The organism is Frankia alni ACN14a, from assembly GCF_000058485.1.
Classification (GTDB): domain Bacteria; phylum Actinomycetota; class Actinomycetes; order Frankiales; family Frankiaceae; genus Frankia; species Frankia alni.
Genome location: NC_008278.1, coordinates 6,574,933 through 6,589,283 on the forward strand (window position 1 = coordinate 6,574,933; position 14,351 = coordinate 6,589,283).

14 protein-coding genes are annotated in these 14,351 nt (G+C 74.0%); 7 read left to right on the top strand and 7 right to left on the bottom strand.

The annotated features are described in order from the left end of the window. Positions 1-69 precede the first annotated feature (69 nt). On the bottom strand, positions 70-327 hold the full coding sequence (locus tag FRAAL_RS26425; protein WP_011607112.1) for a hypothetical protein: 258 nt from the start codon (positions 325-327) through the stop codon (positions 70-72). Between the two features lie 125 nt (positions 328-452). Continuing rightward, positions 453-1,412, bottom strand: a complete 960-nt coding sequence (locus FRAAL_RS26430; protein ID WP_011607113.1) for a ParA family protein — start codon at positions 1,410-1,412, stop codon at positions 453-455. 275 nt (positions 1,413-1,687) lie between these two features. Between FRAAL_RS26430 and FRAAL_RS26435 the strand changes: the two genes are divergently transcribed. After that, positions 1,688-3,142 (top strand): hemolysin family protein, encoded by a 1,455-nt coding sequence (locus tag FRAAL_RS26435; RefSeq protein ID WP_231861754.1) that lies wholly within the window; start codon positions 1,688-1,690, stop codon positions 3,140-3,142. Beyond that, positions 3,139-4,182 (top strand): hemolysin family protein, encoded by a 1,044-nt coding sequence (locus FRAAL_RS26440; RefSeq protein ID WP_011607115.1) that lies wholly within the window; start codon positions 3,139-3,141, stop codon positions 4,180-4,182. The genes FRAAL_RS26435 and FRAAL_RS26440 overlap by 4 nt, the downstream gene beginning before the upstream one ends. A 44-nt stretch (positions 4,183-4,226) precedes the next feature. Here the strand turns inward: FRAAL_RS26440 and FRAAL_RS26445 are convergent, their stop codons facing one another. Next, positions 4,227-4,697: an antibiotic biosynthesis monooxygenase family protein gene (locus FRAAL_RS26445; RefSeq protein ID WP_041939820.1), complete on the bottom strand. Its 471-nt coding sequence runs from the start codon at positions 4,695-4,697 to the stop codon at positions 4,227-4,229. 52 nt (positions 4,698-4,749) lie between these two features. On the opposite strand from FRAAL_RS26445, the gene FRAAL_RS26450 reads away from it, so the two are divergent. Next, positions 4,750-5,490: a hypothetical protein gene (locus FRAAL_RS26450; RefSeq protein ID WP_011607117.1), complete on the top strand. Its 741-nt coding sequence runs from the start codon at positions 4,750-4,752 to the stop codon at positions 5,488-5,490. A 99-nt stretch (positions 5,491-5,589) separates the two neighbouring features. Here the strand turns inward: FRAAL_RS26450 and FRAAL_RS26455 are convergent, their stop codons facing one another. After that, complete coding sequence (locus FRAAL_RS26455; protein ID WP_011607118.1) at positions 5,590-6,798, bottom strand: pyridoxal phosphate-dependent aminotransferase; 1,209 nt, start codon at positions 6,796-6,798, stop codon at positions 5,590-5,592. A gap of 92 nt (positions 6,799-6,890) precedes the next feature. After that, a complete protein-coding gene (locus FRAAL_RS26460; RefSeq protein WP_041939821.1) occupies positions 6,891-7,724 on the bottom strand; it encodes a RecB family exonuclease in 834 nt (277 codons plus the stop codon). Between the two features lie 334 nt (positions 7,725-8,058). Between FRAAL_RS26460 and FRAAL_RS26465 the strand changes: the two genes are divergently transcribed. Continuing rightward, positions 8,059-8,415 carry a chorismate mutase gene (locus tag FRAAL_RS26465; RefSeq protein ID WP_011607120.1) on the top strand — a complete coding sequence of 119 codons (357 nt, stop codon included), beginning with the start codon at positions 8,059-8,061 and terminating at the stop codon, positions 8,413-8,415. Here FRAAL_RS26465 and FRAAL_RS35335 read toward each other — a convergent pair. Together FRAAL_RS35335 and FRAAL_RS26475 are read right to left on the bottom strand one after the other, a co-directional pair. Beyond that, positions 8,412-9,323: a DUF1003 domain-containing protein gene (locus FRAAL_RS35335; protein ID WP_011607121.1), complete on the bottom strand. Its 912-nt coding sequence runs from the start codon at positions 9,321-9,323 to the stop codon at positions 8,412-8,414. The genes FRAAL_RS26465 and FRAAL_RS35335 overlap by 4 nt on opposite strands. After that, positions 9,320-10,663 carry a magnesium transporter MgtE N-terminal domain-containing protein gene (locus tag FRAAL_RS26475; protein ID WP_041941035.1) on the bottom strand — a complete coding sequence of 448 codons (1,344 nt, stop codon included), beginning with the start codon at positions 10,661-10,663 and terminating at the stop codon, positions 9,320-9,322. The genes FRAAL_RS35335 and FRAAL_RS26475 overlap by 4 nt, the downstream gene beginning before the upstream one ends. A gap of 339 nt (positions 10,664-11,002) precedes the next feature. On the opposite strand from FRAAL_RS26475, the gene FRAAL_RS26480 reads away from it, so the two are divergent. From FRAAL_RS26480 to FRAAL_RS26490, 3 genes are all read left to right on the top strand, one after another. Beyond that, a complete protein-coding gene (locus tag FRAAL_RS26480) occupies positions 11,003-11,962 on the top strand; it encodes an HpcH/HpaI aldolase/citrate lyase family protein (RefSeq protein WP_011607123.1) in 960 nt (319 codons plus the stop codon). A gap of 33 nt (positions 11,963-11,995) precedes the next feature. Continuing rightward, on the top strand, positions 11,996-13,237 hold the full coding sequence (locus FRAAL_RS26485; RefSeq protein ID WP_011607124.1) for an acyl-CoA dehydrogenase family protein: 1,242 nt from the start codon (positions 11,996-11,998) through the stop codon (positions 13,235-13,237). Between the two features lie 136 nt (positions 13,238-13,373). Next, complete coding sequence (locus FRAAL_RS26490) at positions 13,374-14,315, top strand: NAD(P)-dependent oxidoreductase (RefSeq protein WP_011607125.1); 942 nt, start codon at positions 13,374-13,376, stop codon at positions 14,313-14,315. Positions 14,316-14,351: the final 36 nt, after the last annotated feature.

Here is a 14,351-nt window from a genome sequence, read left to right on the forward strand (position 1 = left end):
CGCTCATCCCGTCCAACGCCGGCCCGCGTGGCCCCCTGGCCCGGCGTTGGTACCCAGCGCGGCAGCCGTTCAGCCCGCCGGGCGCAGGTGCAGTCCGAGCCGCACCCAGCTCATCCGGCGGCAGGTCGGGCAACGCAGCAGCGAGGGGTGCCGCGGGCGCACCAGCGGTAGGTGGACGCTGGGGGTGAGAACCCGCAGCGCCTGCCACGCGCTGAGCAGGCTGGTCTGCCCGCAGCGGGAGCACTCGACGCGCAGGCTCGTGTTCGGCGGGGTCGTCGGCCTCAGCCCGCTGTACAGCGCACGCTTGCCGTGCGCGTCCCGTCCCACCGATGGACCCGACGGGGTCGGCGTCGCCACCGGTGGTCGGGAACCGCGCGGGCGCAGCCGGTCGAACCCGGCGGACGCGCGCTGTTGGGCGCGCGGCGACCGTGACGGGTCACTCGGCCCCCCACTCACCCCCGGGCTCCATTGACCCCGACCGGCACCTGTCCGCCCCGAACCGCTTCGAGGGGCGCTGCTTCGAGGGGCACCGGCTCCAGGGGCTCGGCGCCGACCGGCTCGGCGTTGCGGGGCTCTGTGCTGCGCGGGTCGACGTTGTGGGGCTCGACGTCGTGGGGGTCGGCATAGTGGGGCTCGGCGTCGTGCGGCCCTGCTCCGACCGCCTCGGCGATGGCCCGGGCATGCGCCCGATAGGCCTCGGCGCCCTTCGATCGCCGCGCCGTCGACAGAATCGACCGGCCCGTGCCCGGCGCCTCGGCGAACCGCACGGAGCGGGCGATCGGCGGCGTGAGCACGGCGATGTCGTACCGCGCGGACACATCGGCGAGCACGGCCCGGCAGTGCGCCGTCCGCCCGTCGAACAGGGTCGGCAGGACGCCGCGGACCCCGAGGCCCGGATTCGTCAGTCGCTGCACGTCGTGCACCGTGTCGAGGAGCTGGCCGACACCGCGGTGCGACAGCGTCTCGCACTGCAGCGGCACGATCACCTCGGCGGCGGCGGTGAGCCCGTTGATGGTCAGCACGCCCAGCGACGGTGGGCAGTCGACGAGCACGAAGTCGTAGGCGTCGATCACCTCGGCGAGGGCGAGCCGCAGCGCGTGCTCGCGACCGGTTCGCGACAGCAGCACCGCCTCGCATCCGGCCAGCTCGATCGTCGCGGGCAGCAGGTCCATGCCGTCGGAGGTCCTGGTGATCACGATGCCCGCGGAGAGCCGTCCAAGGAGCACGTCGTGCACGGACAGCTCGAGGGTGTCGGGATCCAGGCCGAGGGAGAAGGTCAGGCACGCCTGGGGATCGAGATCCACCAGCAGGACGCGGCGCCCCAGCTCGCTCAGCGCGGCGCCGAGGCTGGCCACGGAGGTCGTCTTGGCGACGCCGCCCTTCTGGTTCGCAACCGCAAGTACGTGTGCCACACCGATCAGTGTGGATGCGTAATCGTGTGGTCACAACACTTGGCGTCCCGAAACCTCGACGCGCCTCGCCGCTCGCGTGCCAACCGCCACAGACCGGACACCCGCCCGCCGGGCGCCGCCCGGGCGAGACGCGGACGTACCGTGGCCCTGCCCCGGTGTGCGGGCCCGGGCCGCCGGGTAGCGCAGCACCAGCGGCCCCTGCCCGCGATTCCCTCTCTGGATGACGGACGTGATGCGACGGTGACCATGCCCGCCGGGATCGGCGGCGCCGGGTGATGCAGGCGATCGTCTACCTCGCGATCGTCGTGGTGCTGATCGCCGCCAACGCGGTGTTCGTGGCGGCGGAGTTCGCCCTCGTCGCGGTCGAGCCGCACCAGGCGGAGCAGGCCGCCCGCGCCGGCGATCGGCGATCCCAGGCCCTGTCGGCCGCCGTGCGCTCGCTGTCGTTCCAGCTCTCCGGCGCGCAGCTCGGCATCACGGTGACCTCGCTGGCCGTCGGCTACCTCGCCGAACCGGCGCTGGCCGCGCTGCTGCATCCGGCGTTGCACGCCGTCGGCCTGCCGGACACGCCGAGCTCGGTGCTCGCGCTGGTCCTCGCCCTGTTCGCCGCGACGGTGAGCCAGATGGTCTTCGGCGAGCTGGTGCCGAAGAACTGGGCGATCAGCGAGCCGCTGCGGGTGGGCCGGGCCGTCTCCTGGCCTCAGGTCGGGTTCTCCCGGGTGTGCGGTCCGCTCATCAGGCTGCTCAACGGGGTCGCGGGCGCGATCCTGCGCGCTCTGGGGGTGCAGCCGCAGGACGAGCTGCACGCCGGACGCTCCCCCGCCGAGCTCGGCTCGATCGTGCGGGCCTCCGCCCGCCAGGGCACCCTGCCGACCACGACGGCGACGCTGCTGCGGCGATCGCTGCGCTTCGGTGACCGCCACGCCGCCGACGTGATGACCCCGCGGGTCCGGACCACCTGGGCCGACGCCGACATGCACGTCGCCGACCTGCTCCAGGTGGCGCAGCAGTCCGGTCATTCCCGGTTCCCGGTCCGGGGACGGGCCGAGTCGGAGCGCGCCGGCGGGGATGGGGCCGCCGACGTCGACGGCGTGGTCGGGGTCGTGCACGTCAAGGACGTCTTCCGGATCCCGGCCGCGCGGCGCGCCGCGGTGAGCGTGCGCGAAATCATGGTCCCGCCGCTGCTGGTGCCCGCCTCGCTGGGCTGCGACGCGCTGCTGTCCCGGCTGCGCCGGCACGGGCTGCAGCTCGCCGCCGTCATCGACGAGTACGGCGGGACCGCCGGGATCGTCACCCTGGAGGACCTCGTCGAGGAGCTGGTCGGCGAGGTGTCGGACGAGCACGACCTGCCGAGCATCCCCGGCGTGGTACCCGACGGGCCGCGATCCTGGCTGCTGTCCGGGCTGCTGCGACCCGACGAGGCGGTCGAGGCCACCGGCGTCCGGCTGCCCGAGGGGCCGTATGAGACGGTCGCCGGGCTGGTCCTCGCCCGCCTGGGTCATCTCGGCGCGGTCGGGGAACACGTGGAGGTCGACGGCGTCACCCTGACGGTCGTGGCGGTCGATCGGCACCGCATCGACCGGGTGCGGCTGACCGACCCGCCGGCGCGGCCACCCGAGGCCCGTCAGACCGGGCACGGGCCGGCGCGGCAGACCGGGCACGGGCAGACCGGGCACGCGCAGACCGGGCACGGGCGGGCGCCGAAGGCCCGGACGGAGAGCGGACCGTGACCCTGCTCGCGATGCTCGCCGGGCTCGCGCTGACAGCCGGCAACGCGTTCTTCGTCGGCGCCGAGTTCGCCTTCGTCTCCGCGCGCCGCGACCGGCTGGAACCCATGGTCGAGGCGGGCGACAAGCGGGCCCGCTCGGTCATCGGCGCCCTGGAGCACCTCTCCCCGCTGCTCGCCGCGACCCAACTTGGCATCACGCTGTGCTCGCTGGCCCTCGGCGCCGTCGCCGAGCCGGCCGTCGCACGGCTGCTGACGGATCTGCTCCACGCGCTCGCCGTCCCCGGGGCGGCACGGCACGCGATCGCCTTCGCCGTCGCGCTGATCGTCGTGTCCGCGCTGCACATGGTGCTCGGCGAGATCGTGCCGAAGAACCTGTCGATCGCCGGCCCCGAACGGGCCCTGGTCTGGTTCGGGCCGCCCCTGATCGCCTTCGCCCGGGCCACCTCGCCGTTCGTGCTCCTGTTGAACGCCTTCGCCAACCGGGTGCTGCGGTTGCTGCGGGTCGAACCCCGCGACGAGCTCTCCTCCGCCTACACCCCGCAGGAACTCGCCGCCATCATCGCCGAGTCGAAGCAGGAGGGGCTGCTCGAACAGGCCGAGCACGAGCGACTCACCAGCGCCCTGGAGCTGTCCGACCGGGACGCGGGCGCCGTGATGATCCCGCTGTCGCAGGCCGTGACGATCGCCTGGACGACCACCGCCCGCGAGCTGGAGGACGTCGTCGCCCGCACCGGCTACTCCCGTTTCCCGGTGCGGGTACCCGACGCCGGGACCGAGATCGCGGGGTTCCTGCACGCCAAGGACGTCCTGGGAATCGCGCCCGAGGACCTCGACACCCCGCTGGCCCCAGCAAGGCTGCACCAGATGGTGGAGCTGGCCACGGACACGCCCCTGGACCAGGTGCTGCGCCGGATGCAGCGCGCCGGCAGCCACCTGGGCCGGGTCGTCGACGCCGCGGCAACGACCGTGGGCGTCATCGCGATGGAGGACGTGGTCGAGCAGTTCGTCGGCGAGGTCACCGACGCCAGCCACCACGACTGAGCAGCGCCGGCCTCAGACCGAGCCGGCCTCAGGCAGCGCCAGCCTCAGGCGGAGCCGGGCGACGCCGACTGCACCACCTCGAACGACCACAGCGTGGCCCCGGTCGCCGCGGGGGCGCCGGCACCGCCGTGACCGCCCGGCCCGCCATGACCGCCGGCACCGCCATGACCGGCGGCACCGCCATGACCGCCGGCACCGCCATGACCGGCGGCACTGCCGTGACCCGCGGGCGCGCCCTGCCCGGCCGGCGCGCCCGAGGCGGCCGCGGCCTCGGCGGCCGCCCGACGGTGGCCCTCCTCGAACGCCTGGGAGGACTGCCACTTCTGGAAGTCCTCCTCGCTACGCCAGCGGGTGTAGACGAGGTAGGTGTCGGTTCCCTCGATCGGGCGCAGCAGTTCGAACCACTCGAACCCGTCGGCCTGCTCGACCATCCCGGCCCGGCCGGCGAACCGCGATTCCAGGGCGGCCCGCATCTCGGCGGGCACGGTCAGCGCATTGATCTTGACGACACTCATGTCTTCACCGTAGTGCGAAGGCCCCGGCGCGGCGCCACTAGAGTGCCCGAGCGTGACAGGTCTTCCCCGGGTCGCCGTCCTCGGCGTGGACGCGGCCACCGCCGCCGCGACGATCTCCCTTGTCGACGGGGGGCTCGCGGTCGCCGCCTTCTCCGCCGGCCCCGTGCCGCCGGCCGCCCACGACCGCCTCGCCGCCTACGGCTGCGCGGACCAGGTCGTCGCGGTGTCGCCCGACACCCTGCGCCTGCTGACGGCCGGCCCGGCGGCACCACCCTTCGAGGTCCATGGCGTGCGGGCCGATCCCCGGCTCCCGGCGTCGCCCCCGTCCCCGAGCGCCAAGGAAGCCGGCGCGGGAAGCGGCGCGGGAGGCGGCGCGGGAGGCGGCTACGGAGCCGAGGCGGGAGGCGACCTGCTCGGCGTCTTCGACGCGGTCGTGCTGGGCGTCGACACGGCCAGGCTGGGGCCGGGCGGGCCGCACTCGCCCCGCTTCGGCGGCGTGTTCGACCTGGCCGCCGCCTGGGTCTTCCACGTCGACGGAGCCCCGGAGCTGGCCGGCGCGCGGGGCCGGTGGATCGGGGAGTACCTGCGCGGCCGCTACGCCCCGCCCGAGCCCGCGGCGATGAGCGCCCGCCCGGCCCTGCTCGGCCGGTCGACGCGCGGCGGCGTGCGCGCCGAACTCGCCGAGCTGGACCGCGAGCTGCGCGCCGGCCACGCCCGCGCCGCCCGCCTCGGCTACCGGCTACCCACCCCGCCGCCCCCGCTCGCCCCCGCCGATCCCGCCCCGACAGCCTGACCCACGCCGGACAAGGCCGGTTGCGGTGCGTTCTGCACGGTCTGAGCCTGCGGACCGTGCACATCGCACCGCACCGCGTCTCCCGCACACAGCGACGGATCAGCCGTCGGCGGCCGGGCGGCCCAGCCGGGCCAGGCGGTCCGCCGCGGCCTGCAGTGTGGAGAGCTTCTTGGGGAAGCCGAACCGGATGATGTGGCGGCCGTCGGCGGGATCGGCGAAGAACGACGAGCCGGGCACGGTCGCCACCCCGATCTCGGTGACCAGCCGCCGGGCCAGCGCCACATCGTCGCCGCCCGGGTCGATCGCGCGGGTGTCGCACATCACGTAGTAGGCGCCGTCCGGCTGGCGGAACGTGAACCCGGTATCGGTCAGCGCGGCGCACAGCAGGTCGCGGCGGGCACGGTACTGCTCGGCGAGCCCGTCGTAGTAGGCGGGCGGCAGGCCCATCGCCGCCACACCGCCGGCCTGCAACGGTGCGGCCGCGCCGACAGTCAGGAAGTCGTGGACCTTGCGGATCGCCGAGGTGTAGGCGGGTGGCGCGATCGTCCACCCGACCCGCCAGCCCGTGACCGCGTAGGTCTTCGACAGGGCGTTGATGGTGACGGTCCGATCCTCGAGGCCGGGGACCGTCGCCGGCGGGATGTGACCGCCGGGTCCGAGATAGTGGATGTGCTCGTAGATCTCGTCGGTGAACACCAGCGCGTCGTGGCGCTGGCAGAGCTCGGCGACCAGCTCCAGCTCGTCGCGGCGCAGCACCTTGCCCGTGGGGTTGTGCGGGGTGTTCAGGACGATGGCGCGGGTCCGGTCGCTGAAGGCCGCGCGCAGCTCGGCCGGGTCGATCGACCAGTCGGGGGCATGCAGGCGGACCAGCCGCGGGCGGGCGCCGGACAGGATCGTGTCGGGCCCGTAGTTCTCGTAGAACGGCTCGAACATAATCACTTCGTCGCCGGGGTCGACCAGCGCCAGCATGGTGGCGATCATCGCCTCGGTCGAACCGCAGGTCACGCAGATCTCGGTGTCCGGATCGACCGACCAGCCCGGGTAGGTCCGCCCCACCTTCGCGGCGACCGCGGCGCGGAACTCCGCCGCCCCCCAGGTGATCGCGTACTGGTTCACGTCCGCGTCGATGGCGGCCTTGGCCGCCTCCTTGAGCTCGGGCGGGCAGGCGAAGTCGGGGAACCCCTGGGCCAGGTTCACCGCGCCGTGCGCGAGCGCAAGCCGGGTCATGTCCCGGATGACGGACTCGGTGAAGGTCATCGCCTTCGCGGAGACCCGCGGCTGGGCGGGGGCGGTGGTCTGCTCGGACACAGTCCCATGGTGACATCCGGCGGGTCCCGCGGTGGCATCCGGCGGGCCCTGCCGGCAGCTCGCAGGGCCACGGCGTCGTCCAGGGGGCGGGCTCAGTCCTCGCCGAGAGCGGCCCAGGGCTGGCGCTCGGGACCGGCGGCCTGGCCCTCCGCGCACAGCCGCCGGAAGTCGCACCACGAGCACAGCGAGCCGGGGCGCGGCGGGAAGGCCCGGTCGGGTTCGCCGCCGCCGCGCAGCGCCTCGGTCGCCTCGACGGCATCGGCGGCGACCGACTCGGCCCGGCGGACGTGGCGGGCGATGCTGTCCTCGGTGTGCTCGGCGACGGCGACCCGGCCGCTGGGCACGTGGTGCAGCTCGACCCGCCGGCAGGGCTGGCGCAGCATCCGGCCCGCGGCCAGTGCGTAGAGCGCCAGGGCCCGCGAGGTCCGGGCGTCGTCGTCGGTGACGGGTCGCCGGCCGGTCTTGTAGTCGACGACGACGAGCTCCCCGTCCCGGTCGTCGAGGCGGTCGATCCGGCCGGAGAAGGCCAGCGCCTCGGTGCGGGCGGCGACCGAGCGCTCGACCCCGCGCGGCTCGGCCGCCGGGTCCAGGCCCTCGACATAGCCACGGACCATCCCGACGGCCCGTTCCCGCCAGTGCTGCGACTGCTCGGGATCGCGGAACCCCTCGTCGATCCAGCCCAGGCGCAGCAGCTCGGCGGCGCGCAGCGGGGTGCGCCGCTGATGCGGCTCCTCCCACCACCGGCGCAGCGCGTTGTGCACGCTGACGCCGAAGGAGGTGTGCGCCCACGGCGGGCCCTTCGGCGGGCGCGGCCGGTCCAGATAGATCATCCGGTAACGACGGGGGCAGTCCTCGAACGCGGCCAGTCGCGACGGCGTGCAGGCGAACAGCCTGCGGGGCATGCCGCCGAGCTCCATCTGTGCCATCGACCGATCATCGCACCCCGCACCAACCCCGTCGGTCAGGCACCGATCGCCCGCCGGCGGCGGGCCAGCGATCGGGCAGACCATCCGGGACGAGGAGGGCGGTTTCGGCGCGGCGTCGGTTCCTGGACGGATTCGCGCCGGGCTGGCATGCTTGCTGTATGGAGAGCAGCCGAACCTCGCGCCCCGGCGCGCTGCTGCCTCCGTTTTATGGGGACCGGGCACGGTCCCCGCTCCACCGCTGACCTCACGCGGTACGAGCGTCAGACCCAGGCCCGGTCCGCCCCGGGTCGTCTCGGCCTGGGCTGCGCCGGGCCTCCGATCGAAAGGCCCATTCGTGGACAACCTCGTCGACCGTCCCGACGCCGCGATCCCCGCGCCCACGGCGCCGGGCGCCACCCTTACCGGCGCGGGGCGCGCGCCGCTCGCGGGCGAGCCGCTGACGATCAGCAACATCCCCGCGGGGCGCCAGCAGATCGACGACATCGACGCGCAGCTCCGCGAGCTGCTCGCCACCCGCCGCGACCTGTCCCGGCAGATTCAGGCGCTGCGCTCGGCCGAGGGCGGCCCACGGATCGAGCACGCCCGCGAGAACGAGATCATCGCCGTCTGGGCGGACGAGCTGGGTCCCCGCGGCGTCGAGATCGCGATGGCGGTGCTCACCCTCTGCCGCGGCGCGGCCGGCCAGCCCTAGAGCCCCTGCCGCGGCCGCCCGACCAGCCGACCGGCCGGCCTGCCACACCCGACCCGACGCCGCCGACGTCCAGCACCTCCTGACCACCCACCTGGCCAGCAGGTGGCGCGGGCGATCGTGCTGCCCGGCTGGCGGCCCGCGCCCCGGCGGCAGCGGCGGTCAGCGCTCTTCCGGCCCGCCAGGCGGCCCTCCAGCGGGCCGGGCGCCGTCCTGGTCCGAGTCGCGCCCCCGCTCTCCGGCCGCGGCCCGCTCAGCGGCAGGGCCGCGTGTTTCGGCAGGCGCGCGCTCCCCCACAGGGGCCCGCTCGGCGGCGCGGGGCGCGCTTCTCGGGCGGGGAGACGCCCGGTCGTAACAGCCCGGTCGGGGCGGTCGCGGCGGTCGCCCTCGCGGCGCCGGCGCCGGTCGCGGCGGTCCCGGTCGCGGTCGCGGTCGGCCGCGTCCAGCTCGGCGAGCAGGGCGCGCAGCTCCGAGCGCAGGAAGTCGCGGGTGGCCAGCTCGCCGATGGTGATGCGCACGGCGGCCAGCTCCCGGGCCAGGTACTCGGTGTCGTCGCGGGTGCGGACCGACTGCTCCCGGTCCTGGGCGAGGTTCGCCCGGTCCCGGTCGTCCTGGCGGTTCTGCGCCAGCAGGATGAGCGGCGCTGCATACGCGGCCTGCAGCGACAGCACCAGCGTCAGGAAGATGAACGGGAACTCGTCGAACCGCGCGGAGCCGGGGACGAAGACGTTGTACGCGACCCACACCACGATGACGATGCTCTGGGCGACGAGGTAGCGCGCCGTCCCGATGAACCGGGCCACGCGTTCGGCGATCCGGCCGAACGCGTCCGGCTCGTAGGCGGGCCGCAGCGACGCGCGCCGCGACGGCCGCGGCTGGTCCAGGCGCGCGCCGCGCTGCCGCCCTCTCACGAAACCGCCGGCGGGCTGGCGCCCACCCCACCCAGGGAGCCGGGTTCCCCACCGCCCGGGGGCGGGGCGAACAGACCCGGCGTCGTGTGGGTGTCGACGTCGGACTCGAGCTGGCGCTCGCGCCAGTCGGCCGGCAGCAGGTGGTCGAGGACGTCGTCGACGGTGACCACGCCGACGAGCCGTCCGCCGCGGTCGAGCACCGGCGCGGCGACCAGGTTGTACGACGCCAGCAGCCGGGTGACCTCGGCGAGCGGCGTCTCCGGCCGCAGCGACGCCATGTCCACGTCGATCACGCCGCCGACCAGGGTGGACGGCGGCTCCCGCAGCAGCCGCTGGAAGTGCGCGAGGCCCAGGTAGCGGCCGGTGGGGGTCTCATACGGCGGGCGGACCACGTAGACCTGCGCGGCCAGTGCCGGGGACAGCTCCGGCTCGCGGATGCGGGCGAGCGCCTCGGCCACCGTCGCGTTCGGGGCGAGCACGACCGGCTCACTGGTCATGATCCCGCCGGCGGTGTCGTCGGCGTAGCGCAGCAGGCGGCGCACGTCGGCGGCCTCGTCCGGCTCCATCAGCCGCAGCAGCCGCTCGGCGTCCTCGGCGGGCAGCTCACCGAGCAGGTCCGCCGCGTCGTCGGGGCCCATCGCCTCCAGCACGTCCGCGGCGCGTTCCTCGGCGAGCCCGCCGAGGAGCTCCACCTGCTCGTCCTCGGGCAGTTCCTCCAGGACGTCGGCGAGCCGTTCGTCGTCGAGGGCCGCGGCGACCTCGGCACGCCGCTTGTCGGACAGGTCGTGCAGCAGCGTCGCGAGGTCGGCGGGGCGCAGCTTCTCGAACGCGGCCAGCAGGTTCGCCGCGCCCTGGCCCCCCTCGGCCAGCGACAGGCCGGTCACCTCGTCCCAGGCCACGGTGCGCACCTCGCCGCGCCGCCCCCGCCCGGTGCGGACCGCCACCTGGTCGAGCACCCAGTCCCCGCCGCGGATCGGCTCGATCGCGGCGTCGACGACGGTGACCTCGGTGCCCGACGACAGCAGCGTGGCGCGGCGGTCGAGCAGCTCGCCGAGGACCCGGGTCTCGTTCGGCCGTTGTTGGAAGCGCCGCCAGCTCAGCCGGGCCGAGGAGAGCACGACCGCGCCGGACTCGACGCCGGTGACCCGCCCGATCGGCACGAAGATCGGGCGGCGCTGGACCTCGACGGCGAGGCCCAGCACGCGCGGCGGCTCGTGGCCGAGGCGCAGCGTGACGATGATGTCGTGGACCCGGCCGACCTGGTCGCCGTTGGGGTCGAGGACCAGCAGGCCGGCCAGGCGGCGGCAGTACACCCGGGACTGGGTGGGGCGCGTGGGCATCGTGGTCACTGACCGTTCCCGGCATGGGCGGACATACCGCCGCGGGCCGGCGCCGCAGTCCTGTTCACGGCCGGAGGCTACCCGCGCGGGCACGTCCCGCAACCCCGACCCCGGCATACCCGCCCGCCTGGGCATTCTCGGGGCCGGTGCGGCCGTCCGGGCGCGGCCGCGGGCACCGGCCGCGTCGCGGACGTCGCCGTTGGTCGTCGATGATCGAAGGAGACGCAGGCGGCCACAGGTCGGCACAGGTCGGCCGGGAGTTGCTCACCGAACGGATCGATCCGGGGATCCGGAACCGAGAGCGAGCACGATGGGTAACGAGTCGATAGCATAGAGATCATGCCGCAGCGTTCCCGCCGATCGTGTCTGGCCGTCCCCGGATCCTCGACGAAGATGCTCGGCAAGGCTCAGGGCCTGCCCGCCGACCAGGTGTTCTGCGATCTGGAGGACTCGGTCGCGCCCGGCGCGAAGGAGGCCGCCCGGGCGAACGTGGTCGCCGCGCTCAACGAGGGCGACTGGGCGGGCCGGACCCGGGTCGTCCGGGTCAACGATCTGACGACCCGCTGGACGTACCGCGACGTCATCGAGGTCGTCGAGGGCGCCGGGGCGAACCTGGACTGCGTCATGCTGCCGAAGGTGCAGTCGGCCGCCCAGGTGGCCTGGCTGGACCTGCTGCTCACCCAGATCGAGAAGGTGCTGGGGTTCGAGGTCGGCCGGATCGGGATCGAGGCGCAGATCGAGACGGCGCTCGGCCTGTCGAACGTGCGCGAGATCGCCTTTGCCAGCCCCCGGATCGAGACCGTCATCTTCGGCCCGGCCGACTTCATGGCCTCGATCAACATGCCGTCGCTCACCGTCGGCGCGCTCAGCCCGAACTATCCGGGCGACCCCTTCCATTATGTGCTGTTCAAGATTCTCGAGACGGCCCGCGCCCGCGGGGTGCAGGCGATCGACGGCCCCTTCCTCCAGATCCGCGACACCGCGGGATTCCGGGCGACCGCCGCCCGCTCGGCCGCGCTCGGCTTCGACGGGAAATGGGTGCTGCATCCCGGCCAGATCGAGGCGGCCAACGAGATCTACGCGCCGCGCCAGGACGACTACGACCACGCCGAGCTGATCCTCGACGCCTATGCCTGGCACACCTCCGCCGAGGGCGGACTGACCGGCGCGGTGATGCTCGGCGACGAGATGATCGACGAGGCCAGCCGCAAGATGGCCGAGGTCGTCGCCGGCAAGGGCCGCGCTGCGGGGCTCGCCCGCACGCGGAAGTTCGAGCCGCCGGTCGGCGTCGGGCGCTAGCCGGCCGCGCCGGCCGCAGGAGGGGGACGACCGATGAGCAGGATCGCGCAGACCGACGACCTGACCGACGTGCAGCGCGACATCCTCGCGGCGGTGCGCACGTTCGTCGACAAGGAGATCCTTCCGTTCGCCACGCAGCTCGAACACGCCGATGAATACCCGGAATCCATCGTCGAGTCGATGAAGGAGATGGGGCTGTTCGGGATCACCATTCCCGAGCAGTACGGCGGGCTGGGCGAGTCGCTGCTCACCTACGCGCTGGTCGTGGAGGAGATCGCCCGGGGCTGGATGAGCGTCGCCGGGGTCGTCAACACCCATTTCATCGTCGCCTACCTGATCGGCCGGCATGGCAGCGCCGAGCAGCGCAGCCGGCTGCTGCCGCGGATGGCCACCGGCGAACTGCGCGGCGCGTTCTCGATGAGCGAACCCGGCTGCGGTTCGGACGTCGCGGCGATCACCAGCCGGGCCGACCGGAAGGCCGGTGGCGGCCGGAACGGCGAGGGCGAGGGCGATGGCGATGGCGACGTCTACGTGCTCAACGGGCAGAAGATGTGGCTGACCAACGGCGCGCGAGCCGGAATCGTCGCCACCCTGGTGAAGACCGACGAGGGCGCCGAATCGGTCTACCGGAACATGACGACCTTCCTGCTGGAGAAGGAACCGGGCTTCGGCACCCACGGCGGGATCACCATTCCCGGCAGCATCGACAAGCTCGGCTACAAGGGCATCGAGACGACCGAGATGATCCTCACCGACCACCGGGTGCCGGCCGCGTCGATCCTCGGCGGCGACGACGGCCGCGGCCAGGGCTTTTACCAGATGATGGACGGTGTCGAGGTGGGCCGGGTCAACGTCGCCGCCCGGGCCTGCGGCATCATGATCCGCGCCTTCGAGCTCGCCATCGCCTACGCGCAGACCCGGCGGGCCTTCGGCCGGCCGATCGCCGAACACCAGGCCATCGCCTTCAAGCTCGCCGAGATGGCGACCAAGGTCGAGGCCGGTCACCTGATGATGGTCAGCGCCGCCCGCAAGAAGGACTCGGGGCAGCGCAACGACGTCGAGGCCGGAATGGCCAAGTACCTCGCCAGCGAGTACTGCCACGAGGTGACGACGGAGGCGTTCCGCATCCACGGCGGCTACGGCTACTCGAAGGAGTACGAGATCGAGCGCCTCTACCGTGAGGCGCCGTTCATGCTCATCGGCGAGGGCACCTCCGAGATCCAGAAAAGGATCATCAGCCGGGCCCTGCTGCGGGAGTACGAAACGGCCCGCTGACCCGCCAGGGCCGGACGCGAACGCGGGCGCCGACCGCGCCGGCCGCGCGGTCCGACATGCGTAGTCTGCTCCTGACCGACCATCCGGGACATCCGGCCAGCCGGGACGACCGGCCAGCCGGGACAGGAGCACGCTGATGCAGGTTGGGTTCGTCGGCCTCGGCACCATGGGCTTCCCCATGGCCGGCCATCTCGCCCGCGCCGGTTTCGACACCGTCGTGTACAACCGCACGGAGACGACCGCGGCGCGCTGGTCGGCCGTGCAACGGGGCCGGGTCGCGGCGACGCCGGCGCAGGCCGCCGCCGGATCCGATGTGGTCTGCGTCTGCGTCGGGGCCGACGACGACGTCCGCTCGGTGCTGCTGGGGCCGGACGGCGCGCTCGGCGCGCTGGCGCCGGGGGCGACGATCGTCGACCACACGACGACGTCGGCGGAGCTGGCCGTCGAGATCGCCGCGCGGGCGGCGGAGGTGGGAGTCGGCTTCGTCGACGCGCCGGTGTCCGGCGGGCAGGCCGGTGCCGAGGCGGGGCGCCTGAGCGTCATGTGCGGCGGCGAGGTGGACACGGTGGAACGGGTCCGGCCGGTGCTGGCCGCCTACGGCGCGACGATCACCCGCATCGGCCCGGTCGGCACCGGCCAGCTCACGAAGATGGTCAACCAGATCCTGGTGGCCGGGGCGATCGAGGGCGCGGCCGAGGCACTCAACTTCGCGGCCGCCGCCGGTCTGGACCTGGACCAGGTGCTTCCCGCCGTGTCGGGCGGCGCCGCGAGCTCCTGGTACCTGACCAACCGCGCCGCCACCATGATCCGCGACGAGTTCGACTTCGGCTTCGCCGTCGACTGGATGCGCAAGGATCTGCGGATCTGCCTGGCGGAGGCGGCCCGCCGGGGCGTGCCGGTGCCGCTGACCGAGCTCGCCGAGGGCGATCTCGCCGCCTCCCAGGCGCGCGGCGACGGTCAGCTCGACGCCACCGCCGTCATCCGCCTGCGCCGCCTCGCCACCGCCCAGCCCGCCACCACCGCCCAGCCCTCCGCCACCGCCCAGCCCGCCGACGACACCCGGCCCGCCGATGCCTGACCCGCCAGCCGCCTGACCCGCCGACACCCGGACCGC